We start from the raw sequence: 786 nt of genomic DNA on the forward strand, positions 1-786 counted from the left end.
CACGACGGCCTTCTCCAGTCTATTCCCTCGATGAGGGCTTTTGCCATCTCCCTCACCGGCAACATCGATCAGGCTGATGACTTGGTTCAGGAGGCGATGGTGCGCGGACTGACTTACATCAATCAGTTTCAACCCGGCACTAACATTGAGGCTTGGCTTTTCACGATCCTGCGGAACCAGTTCCACACCTTCTATCGAAAGAGAAAGCGTGAGGTGGAAGACCCCGATGGCGGCATCGCAGCCCGCCTTGCTGTCCCTCCCGAGCAGGATGGACACGCTGATGTGGAAGACCTCAAGGCTGCTTTAGCCCAACTGCCCATTGATCAACGGGAGGCCCTCCTGCTCGTAGGGCCACAGGGGTTCTCGTATGAGGAAGCCGCTGCAATCTGTGGAGCACGGATTGGAACCATCAAGAGCCGGGTCAATCGTGCCCGGACCCGACTGGCTGAACTGCTCAGCATCGAAAGCCCGGACGACATCGGAGCAGATCGGGTTGTGAAAGCCACGATCTTCAACGAGACCTGCACCCGGTAGCAACCTCCCGGATCATCACCCCTCGTCTACTTCATCTGCGTGTCGCGGCGAAGCCCATAGCCACGCCTCTGCGACGCGAGTGCGGTTGGGACCGGACCTCAGCGTCGGCTCTGCTATGATCGATTACAACTTGAATGTGAAATTGTGCCCTTCGGCACTCTGGATGCCACCTATGGTTCTTAGCTGCCAGGGCTTTGGTCATCAGTTGATATCTCAAGCCGTTCCATCGACACCCATCCCACACATGTCCTG

The 786-nt window shown here is 57.3% G+C and carries 1 protein-coding gene; it reads left to right on the plus strand.

The window, feature by feature from the left end:
• On the plus strand, positions 1–534 hold a 534-nt coding region (locus tag JKG68_RS32720; protein WP_202066639.1), incomplete at its 5' end, for a sigma-70 family RNA polymerase sigma factor.
• Between the last annotated feature and the right edge of the window lie 252 nt (positions 535–786).

This window comes from Microvirga aerilata (genome assembly GCF_016743775.1).
GTDB lineage: Bacteria > Pseudomonadota > Alphaproteobacteria > Rhizobiales > Beijerinckiaceae > Microvirga > Microvirga aerilata.